Below are 8637 nucleotides of genomic sequence, written 5' to 3' on the forward strand. Positions count from 1 at the left end.
TTTCGACGCGGAATGCGGCGCCGGCTCAGTTCTGCGGCAGCAGGCAGCCGGCGAAGAACTCGGCGAGCTGGTCGCGCACCGACAGCGGGAAGACGCCCGACACGTAGTGGTCGGGACGCACGACGACCACGGCGCCGTCGCGCGAGATGCCGCGCGCCTCGAAGATGTCGTCCTCGGGCAGCGTCGCGTACACCTTCTCGAAGTCCATCAGGTCGAACGGGGCGTGGTGCGGACGGAAGACGCCCGGGGCGGCGATCACGTCGACCTCGGTGTGCGGCTGCTGGTAGACGACCTTGACGTCGAAGACGGCATCCAGATCGGCGTCCGACGGCGTGAAGCGCGCGACCGGGGATGCCGGGTCCTGCTTGAGCCAGCGGGCGAATTCCTTCAGGGCCGACTCCTCGTGCTGGCCGGGGCGGTCGGCGAAGGCGTAGATGCGCCACCGCCCGTCGGCGCGGTGGTGGTGGCCGAGGTGCACCGGGTTGCCGTCGGCGACCCGGCCGACCTTGGCCGACTTGAAACGCTTGCCGAGCGGGAAGCCGGTGGCCAGGTCGGGGTCCGAGGCATCCGACACGATCATCGAGGGCGCGTACTCGGTGAGGAATCCGGCCGGGAACTCCGCGGTGCGCACGTAGAAGTCCTCGAGCTCGGTGGGGTCGTCGAGGTCCTCGGGCTTGGTGGCCATGAGCGTCGACCACGTGCGGTCGAAGTCGATGAGGTTCTGGGCGACGACGTGCCGCTCGGCCGAGTAGGTGGCCAGAAGGCTCTCCGGTGCGAGCCCGGAGCACACGTGCCCGAGTTTCCAGCCGATGTTCCAGCCGTCCTGGATCGACACGTTCATGCCCTGGCCGGCCTTGGCGCTGTGCGTGTGGCAGGCGTCGCCGCCGATGAACACGCGCGGGTTGCGCGTGCCGATCTCGTCGACCGGAACGTCGTCGAAGCGGTCGGTGACGCGGTGGCCGACCTCGTAGACGCTGTGCCACGGCACGTTCTTGACGTCGAGCTTGTACGGATGCAGGATGTCGTTCGCCTTCGCGATGATCTGCTCGAGGCTCGTCTTGCGCACCGCGCCCTTGTCGTCGGGCCCGACTTCGCCGAGGTCGACGTAGAGGCGGAACAGGTACCCGCCTTCGCGCGGGATGAGGAGGATGTTGCCCGCCTCGGACTGGATGGAGCACTTCGTGCGGATGTCCGGAAAGTCGGTGTTGGCGAGCGTGTCCATGACGCCCCAGGCGTGGTTGGCCTGCTGGCCGATGTGCACGGCGCCGATGGAGTCGCGCACGGCGCTGCGCGCCCCGTCGCCGCCCACCACGTACTTGGCGTGCACGACCCGCGTCGCGCCGGCATCCGGACCCGCGGTGCGGGTGAGGGTCACCGCGACCGGGTACTCCCCCTCGGTGCCGACCTCGAGGCCCTCGAACTGCCAGCCGAAGTCGGGCACGAGACGCGTGGGGGCGTTGCGCGCGGACTCGGCGAAGTAGTCGAGCACGCGCGCCTGGTTCACGATGAGGTGCGGGAACTCGCTGATGCCGGACGGGTCGTCGGGGGCGACCGCGGCCCGCACGATGCGGGTGGGGTCGGCGGGATCCGGCTTCCAGAACGCCATCTCGGTGATCCAGTAGGCCTCGGCGATGATCGCCTCCGCGAACCCGAACGCCTGGAACGTCTCGACGCTGCGCGCCTGGATGCCGTCGGCCTGGCCGATCTTGAGGCGTCCGTCGCGGCGCTCGATGATGCGGGTGTGCACGTTCGGGAACTGCGCGAGCTGCGCGGCGGTCACGATGCCCGCGGGACCGGAGCCGACGATGAGCACGTCCATCTCGTCGGGGAGCTCGTCGGGTCGATTGAGACCGATCCCGGCCGCCGGCTGCACGCGCGGATCGGTCGAGACGTAGCCGTGGTGGTGGAACTGCATCGATGCCTCCTAGCCCGTCATTGGGCTCTTGCGCCCTGACGGGCTTGTGTTCGATAATCGAACAAGCTGTTCTGGTATAGAACAGATCGTATACGAAGACCGGCAGGAGGGGCAAGGGATGCCGGAGGAGGTCGACGCAGGCACCCTGAGCGGCGCAGGCGCCCCGAGCAGTGCAGGCGCCCCGAGCAGTGCAGGCGCCCTGACCGGCGCAGGCGCCCCGAGCAGTGCAGGCGCCCCGAGCAGTGCAGGCGCCCTGAGCCTGTCGAAGGACAATTCCCCCGGCGCATCCGGGTCGCAGACGCTCAGTCGCGGCATCCGGATCCTCGAGATCCTCTCGGACGCCCGCGAGCCGCTCACGATCGACGAGATCGCCCGGCGCCTCGGCGTGCACCGCTCGGTCGCCTACCGGCTGCTGCGCACCCTCGAGGACCACGGGCTCGTGGTGCGCGACGACGCGGGCCGCGTCGAACTCGGCGCCCGGCTCGCGTCCCTCGCGGCCGGCGTCGCGCACGACCTGCAGGCCGAGGCGCTGCCCGAGCTCACCGCCGTGGCGAACGACCTCGCCATGACGTGCTTCATCGCGATGCTCGATCGTGACGAGGCCCTGACACTCATCTCGGTGGAACCGCGGCACGCGATCGCATCGGTGGCGCAGCGGCCGGGATCCCGGCATCCGGTCGCGGCCGGCGCACCCGGCAAGGTGATCCTCGCCCAGCTGCCGGTGACCGAATGGCCTGCCGGCGTGACCGCCGGCTTCGCGGCGGAGGTGCAGGATGCCGCCCTCCGCGGATTCGCGCAGAGCCACGACGAGGTGATCCCGTCGCTGCGGGCCGTCGCGGTGGCGCTCCCGCTGCGGGGGCGTCCGCCCGCCGCGATCGCGGTCGTCTACCTCGCCAGCGACCTGGCCGTCGAAGAGATCGCGCGGCGCCTCGCCGCGGCATCCGACTCGATCCGCGGCGCTCTCGGCAGCTGATGCGGGCGGGCTGCCCCGGCTTCACTCGTCACGATCCACACGCCCGCACGCACAACCTGACGAGCGAACAGGCACGTCGCGCGTGCGGGGCGCGCCCTTCGGCAGGAGTCGGCTCGGCAGCTGACGTCGGCGGGGCCGACTCAGTCCTCGGGCAGGGGGCCGGTCAGGTAGCCCTGCACGGTCGGGCCGACGTGATCGGCCACCCACGCCGGATCGGCGGATGCCAGCGGCTCCCATCGCAGGACGTACCGCGTCAGCATCAGACCGGTGATCTGACTCGCCAGCAGCGCGGCACGGGTCTCCACGCGGTCGTCGGGACTGAAGCGGCGCACGACGGGGCCCACCGCCCGCTCGAGGATGAACGTGCGCATCTGCCCCGCCAGCGTCTTGCTGCGCATCGCACTGCGCACGAGCGTCGTCAGCACCGGCGCGTGGGCGTCCCAGGTGCGCACCAGGGCGAGGAGCAGCTCCCTCGCGGCATCGGCGGCGTCAGCATCCAGCACCGGCGCGATGACGTCGGCCGGATCGACCTGCAGGGCGGTGACGGCCTCGAAGAGTCCGCCCTTGGACCCGAAGTAGTGCGCGATCATGGCCGGGTCGACCCCGGCGCGCTGCGCGATCTCGCGCGTGGTGCCGTCCACCCCGCGGTCGGCGAACACCTCGCGGGCGGCATCCAGGATCTCCTGCCGCGTGGTGGACGGGCCGCGGCGCCGCCCGCTCATGCCACCTCCGCTGCGGTCGCGTCGGCGCCGGCGCCACCCGGGGCGCTGTCGAGCAGCACCACGGTCTCTTCGAGCGTCGCCGGCACCGCCTCCACCGTCGCTGGGATGCCGCCGAGCACCGAACGCACGCGGTCGCGCAGGTGCGCGGCATCCTGCTCGTGCCCGGCGACGCGGACGTCGCGGCCGCTCAGCATGATCGGCAGGCCGGAGCGGTCGAGCGTCGCGAAGGTGCGCTGCCAGTCGTCACTGCGCACCAGCACGGCGGTCGCCGTGCCGATGAGGTCGTCCACCGTCCCGTGCCCGACGACGCGGCCCTGCGCGAGCAGCACCAGGCGGGTGCACTGCTCGGCCTCCTGCAGGTAGTGCGTGGTGACGATGACCGCGCGCCCGGCTTCCGCCTGCGCGTGGATCGTGTCCCACAGGCGGGCCCGCCCGAGGGGGTCGACGCCGGACGTGGGCTCGTCGAGCACGAGCAGCTCCGGCCCGTGGCTCAGCGCGAGCGCGAAGGCGAGCTGCCGCTGCCGGCCCAGGCCGATGTCGGCGACGATGTTCGAGCGCACCTCGCGCAGCGCCGACGGGAGCGTGGGGGTCGGTACGCCGTAGACACGGGCGAGGAAGGCGGCGTTCTCGCGGACGCTCAGCGTCTTGTAGAGCCCGAGGCCCTGCGGCACGTAGCCGATGCGTCGCCGCGACGCGTTGTCGGGAGCGCGTCCGAAGAGCGACACCTCCCCCTCGTCGGCGTGCTCGAGCCCGAGCAGGACGCGCAGCAGGGTCGTCTTGCCGGCGCCGTTCGCACCGATGAGCCCGACGATCTCGCCGGGGTGCACGTCGAGGCTGACGTCGTCCACCGCCGTGGCGTGCCCGAACCGCTTCACGATGCCCCGGGCGGATGCCGTGGCCGATGCCGAGACGGACGGGATGCCGGCGGTGGCACTACCGCGCGGGATGCCGGGACCGGCCTCCTCGGCGGAGCCGGGGGCGGACGGCATCCCGCGGCGCCGCGCCGTGCGCCCGCCCGGCACGACGTCGACCTCCGCGGCCACGTCTCCGGCGGCCAGCGACAGGGCGATCAGGGCGTCCTCGAAGTCCGGCGGGTCGATGGGAACGATGCCGGCCGGGTCGTCGGCGGCACCGCCCGCAGGCGACCACACGTGGCGTCCTGTTCCGCGCCGCCAGACGCGGGCGGCGAGGCCCGCGGCCGGTGCGGCGGTGAGTTCCGGCATCCGGCCCACTGTGCCGGGCACGGCAGCGATGATGTCGTCGGGTGTGCCGGTGGCGAGCATCCGCCCGCCGGAGAGCGCGAGCACGGATGCCGCCCGCTGCGCTTCGTCGAGATACGTGGTCGCCATCGCGACTGTGGCCCCCTCGCCGGCGGTCGCGGAGATGAGCCGCCACAGCTCCAGCCGGCTGACGGGATCGACACCGGTGCTCGGCTCGTCCAGGAGCACCAGGGCCGGCTCGTGCAGGATCGCGAGCACGAACCCCAGCTTCTGCCGCATGCCCCCGGACAGGTCGCGGCCGAGCCGGCGTCGCGCGTCGTCGAGCCCGGCGCGTGCGAGCAGTTCGCCTGCCCGCGACCGGATGCGGGAGACCGGCATCCCGTACGAGCGCCCCACGAAGTCGACGTTCTCGTCGACGGTCAGCGTCGGCCAGACGCCCGAGGTCGCCGGCTGGTAGCCGATGTTCTCGCGGGGGACGGTGCTGACGGTCCCGGCATCCACCCGGACCCGGTGCGCCAGCACCCGCAGCAGGGTCGACTTTCCGGCGCCATCGCCCCCGACCACGGCGGTCACCCGCCCCGGGTGCGCCTCGAACGTGACGTCGTCCAGGGCCGTGACGTGCGTGTGTCCCCGGCCGAAGCGCACCGCGGCATCCGTCACAGCGGCCGTCTGCGGCCGGACCGTGTCCGACCGGCGTCGGCGCGGGGCATCGGGCAGCGACATCACGCCACCGCCTTCTCGGGCTCCGGCTTCGGGTCGGTCCGGGCGGGCGTCGCGCTCTTCTGACGCACCGGCGAGATGCTGCGGCTCAGCCGCACCACAGCGAGGCCGAAGATCACGACGGCCATGATGGCGAGGATCATGATCGGGAACCACAGCGAGTCCCATCCCGCGCCGCGGATCATCACGCCCTGAGACACCATCGTGAACCAGGTGAGCGGGAGGAGGTAGCCGATCCAGCGGACGCCCGCGGCCATGGCCGACAGGGGGAAGATCATGCCGGACAGCAGGATCTGGGGCAGCAGAATCATGAAGGCCAGCTGGATCGCCTGCCCGGTGGTCTTCGACACCGACGAGATGAGCACGCCGAGTCCGAGCACGACGAACAGGAACAGGCCCGCACCCGTGGCGAAGATCGCCGGGTTGCCGTTGAAGGGCACGCCGAACAGAAGCAGGCCGAGCGTGGTGATGAGGGCCATGTCGAAGCAGGCGAGCAGGAAGTACGGCGTGATCTTGCCGAGCACGACCGATCCGGCTCTCAGCGGCATCACCGCCAGCTGTTCGAGCGTGCCCGCCTCGCGTTCGCGCACCAGCCCGATCGACGTGATGATCGTGCCGATGAAAGTGAGGATGAGGCCGATGATGGCCGGGATCATCACCCACGAGGTCTTCAGGTCGGGGTTGAACAGCACGGAGACCGTGATGGTCGGGATCGGCACGGTCGTGCCGGGCGGCGCCGTCGCCTGAGCCTGCGCGGCCTGCATCGTCAGCTGCTGCTGCACCTGCGCGAACAGGGTCTTGGCCGCCTGCGCCGCGAACAGGTTGGATCCGTCGATCGAGACCTCGGCGTTGATCGTGCCGGATGCCGGCACCGCGTAGATCGCGACATCCGCCTTGTCGTCGCGCAGCTCGGTCGTCGCGTCGTCCTTCGTCCCGCTCGTGTCGGTGACGACGACGGTCAGATGGTCTTTGAGTTTCGCGTTGTCGTCGATGAGCTTCGTGACGTCCTTGGCACTCTCGCCGTAGACCGCGACCGTCAGATGCTCGACCGTGAAGTTCGCGGCGTAGCCGAAGATGATCAGCAGCACCAGCGGCATCACGATGAGCAGGGCGAGCGTGCGCCGGTCGCGGCGCAGCTCCTGGAACTCCTTGAGCATGATCGCGCGCATGTTGTCCTCCTCCTGGCGCCATAATTCACCGCTTGATGAATTCCGTCAAGGGCTGGGCATGTGTTCGATGCTAGCGCATTGTCAGCGTTGCCGGAGTGGTTGACTCTCGTGTCTTTGTTCGATAGAGTGAGGGCCAGATCCGATGGTGAGGGCGAGATCAGGAGGTGCCGCACATGACCGGAACACTCTCCCCCGTCCTGTCCGAGCTGGATGAGCTGGTCGACCACCTCGAGGGCGTCCGGGCTCGCGCAGCGAATGCCTTCGCGGCCGAGACATTCTTCTTCGCGAACGTCGCCCGGCTCGTCGAACGGCGGGAGCGCGAACGCGCCGCGCGTGCCGACGACGCGTCGACCGCTCACGCGACCCAGCTGGGCATGCGCGAGGTCTACGCCGAGATCGCCGCGGCGCTTCGGCTGAGCGAGTACCAGGTCGCCGCGCGAGTGTCTGCCGCGAGCAACCTGACGACCTTCTTCAACGAGACCCTGTGCGACGTGTCCGACGGACGCATCTCCCCGCAGCACGCACAGGCGATCGCCGACACCGGCGTCCAGATCGAAGACCCGGCCGTTCGCGGCGAGTACGAGCGGCACGCACGAGACATCGCGACCGAGCTGACCGCGGCCCAGCTTCGCGATGCCCTCGACGGTCTCGTCTCGCGCCTCGACCCCGACGGCACCCGAGACCGGATCCGGCAGGCGGTCGCCGAGCGCGGCGTCCGGGTGCGGCACGTCAAGCCCGGACTGTCACGCCTCAGCATCGATCTGCCCACCGTCGAAGCGGTCGGGGCCGCGAACCGGCTGAGCGACATGGCCGACGAGATCTTCGCCGAGAACCGGGCGATGGCGCCGGCGGCAGATGCGGCGGCTGCGGATGCGTCGACAGCAGACACAGTGGTGGCCGCGACCGATGACCGTACCAAGCGCCAGATCGAGGCCGATATCGCCGCCGATCTGCTGCTCACCAGCGCGCCTGAAGCTCATGGCGTCAGCGAACAGACCCGCAGCACGCTCGCGGCGATCCGCCCCAGCGTGCACGTGACGATCCCGGCCGGCGTCATCGCGACGGCCGTGCGTGACGCGGCGGCCGTGCGCGACGCGGCGGCCGTGCGCGACGCGGCGGAGCTCGCGGGCGGCACGTTCGGCGGCCGTGCCGACGCAGGCGATCGGACGCCGCTCTGCCGGGGACTCGGCGTGTTCGGCGTCCTTGACGCGGCAGGCGACACCACCGCCGAGGACACGCCGCACGGGCTGTTCGACGCCGTTGCCTCCTCTGCTCCCGGCGTCGCCGAGATCCCCGGTCACGGCCCGATCGACGATGAGAACGCTCGCCTGCTGGCCGGCGTCGCGGACGGCTGGGCGCGGGTGTTCATCGACCCCGAGACGGGCGTTCCGACCAGCGTCGACAGGTACCGGCCGTCCGCTCGTCAGCGCCGATACCTCGAGGCCCGTGATGTGCACTGCCGGTTCCCGGGCTGTCGGCGCCCGGCCGAGAAGTGCGACGTCGATCACGCCCGGGCGGCCGCCGAAGGCGGTCCGACCGCCCTGTGCAACCTCGCGTGCCTGTGCGAGAGGCACCATACGGTCAAGCACCACACTGACTGGGGTGTCGTGCAGCTTCCGGGCGGCGTGATGCGATGGACGAGTCCGACGCGCCGCACGTACCGCACCCGGCCACCGGGTGCCGTGAGGTTCGTCGCCGCCGCCGGGCATCCACCGGGGATCGCGGACCCCCGGCGTTCGGACACCGGGCGTTCGGACACCGGGCATCCACCGGGCCCCGCGAGCATCCCGCGTTCGAGCGCCGGACATGCACCGGGCCGCCGGCCCGACCCTGCGCCGTTCTGAGCCCCGGCCGCCCGGAGAGGACGTCCCTCCGACGTCCCCCGACGTCCCCCCCCCCCCCCCCCCCCCCCCCCCCC

Annotated in this window: 6 protein-coding genes; 2 read left to right on the forward strand and 4 right to left on the reverse strand. The window is 71.3% G+C overall.

Translation table 11 applies throughout. The features are described 5' to 3' along the window. Positions 1-25 precede the first annotated feature (25 nt). A complete protein-coding gene (locus LK09_RS19255) occupies positions 26-1915 on the reverse strand; it encodes an FAD-binding monooxygenase (protein WP_039403184.1) in 1890 nt (629 codons plus the stop codon). Positions 1916-2033: 118 nt separating this feature from the next. Between LK09_RS19255 and LK09_RS19260 the strand changes: the two genes are divergently transcribed. Continuing rightward, a complete protein-coding gene (locus tag LK09_RS19260) occupies positions 2034-2888 on the forward strand; it encodes an IclR family transcriptional regulator (protein ID WP_082008390.1) in 855 nt (284 codons plus the stop codon). A 140-nt stretch (positions 2889-3028) separates the two neighbouring features. On the opposite strand, the gene LK09_RS19265 is transcribed toward LK09_RS19260, so the two are convergent. From LK09_RS19265 to LK09_RS19275, 3 genes are read right to left on the reverse strand one after another with little or no spacing between them, the layout of a single operon-like run. After that, the gene (locus tag LK09_RS19265) at positions 3029-3610 is read right to left on the reverse strand and encodes a TetR/AcrR family transcriptional regulator (RefSeq protein WP_039403187.1); all 582 of its coding nucleotides are present in this window, start codon (positions 3608-3610) and stop codon (positions 3029-3031) included. After that, positions 3607-5553: an ATP-binding cassette domain-containing protein gene (locus LK09_RS21255; RefSeq protein WP_082008391.1), complete on the reverse strand. Its 1947-nt coding sequence runs from the start codon at positions 5551-5553 to the stop codon at positions 3607-3609. Before LK09_RS21255 ends, LK09_RS19265 begins: the two co-directional genes overlap by 4 nt. Next, on the reverse strand, positions 5553-6719 hold the full coding sequence (locus tag LK09_RS19275; protein ID WP_039403189.1) for an ABC transporter permease: 1167 nt from the start codon (positions 6717-6719) through the stop codon (positions 5553-5555). The genes LK09_RS21255 and LK09_RS19275 overlap by 1 nt, the downstream gene beginning before the upstream one ends. Positions 6720-6892: 173 nt before the next feature. On the opposite strand from LK09_RS19275, the gene LK09_RS19280 reads away from it, so the two are divergent. Continuing rightward, on the forward strand, positions 6893-8563 hold the full coding sequence (locus LK09_RS19280) for an HNH endonuclease signature motif containing protein (protein ID WP_039403192.1): 1671 nt from the start codon (positions 6893-6895) through the stop codon (positions 8561-8563). The last annotated feature ends 74 nt before the right edge of the window (positions 8564-8637 follow it).

Source organism: Microbacterium mangrovi (genome assembly GCF_000802305.1).
GTDB classification, from domain to species: domain Bacteria; phylum Actinomycetota; class Actinomycetes; order Actinomycetales; family Microbacteriaceae; genus Microbacterium; species Microbacterium mangrovi.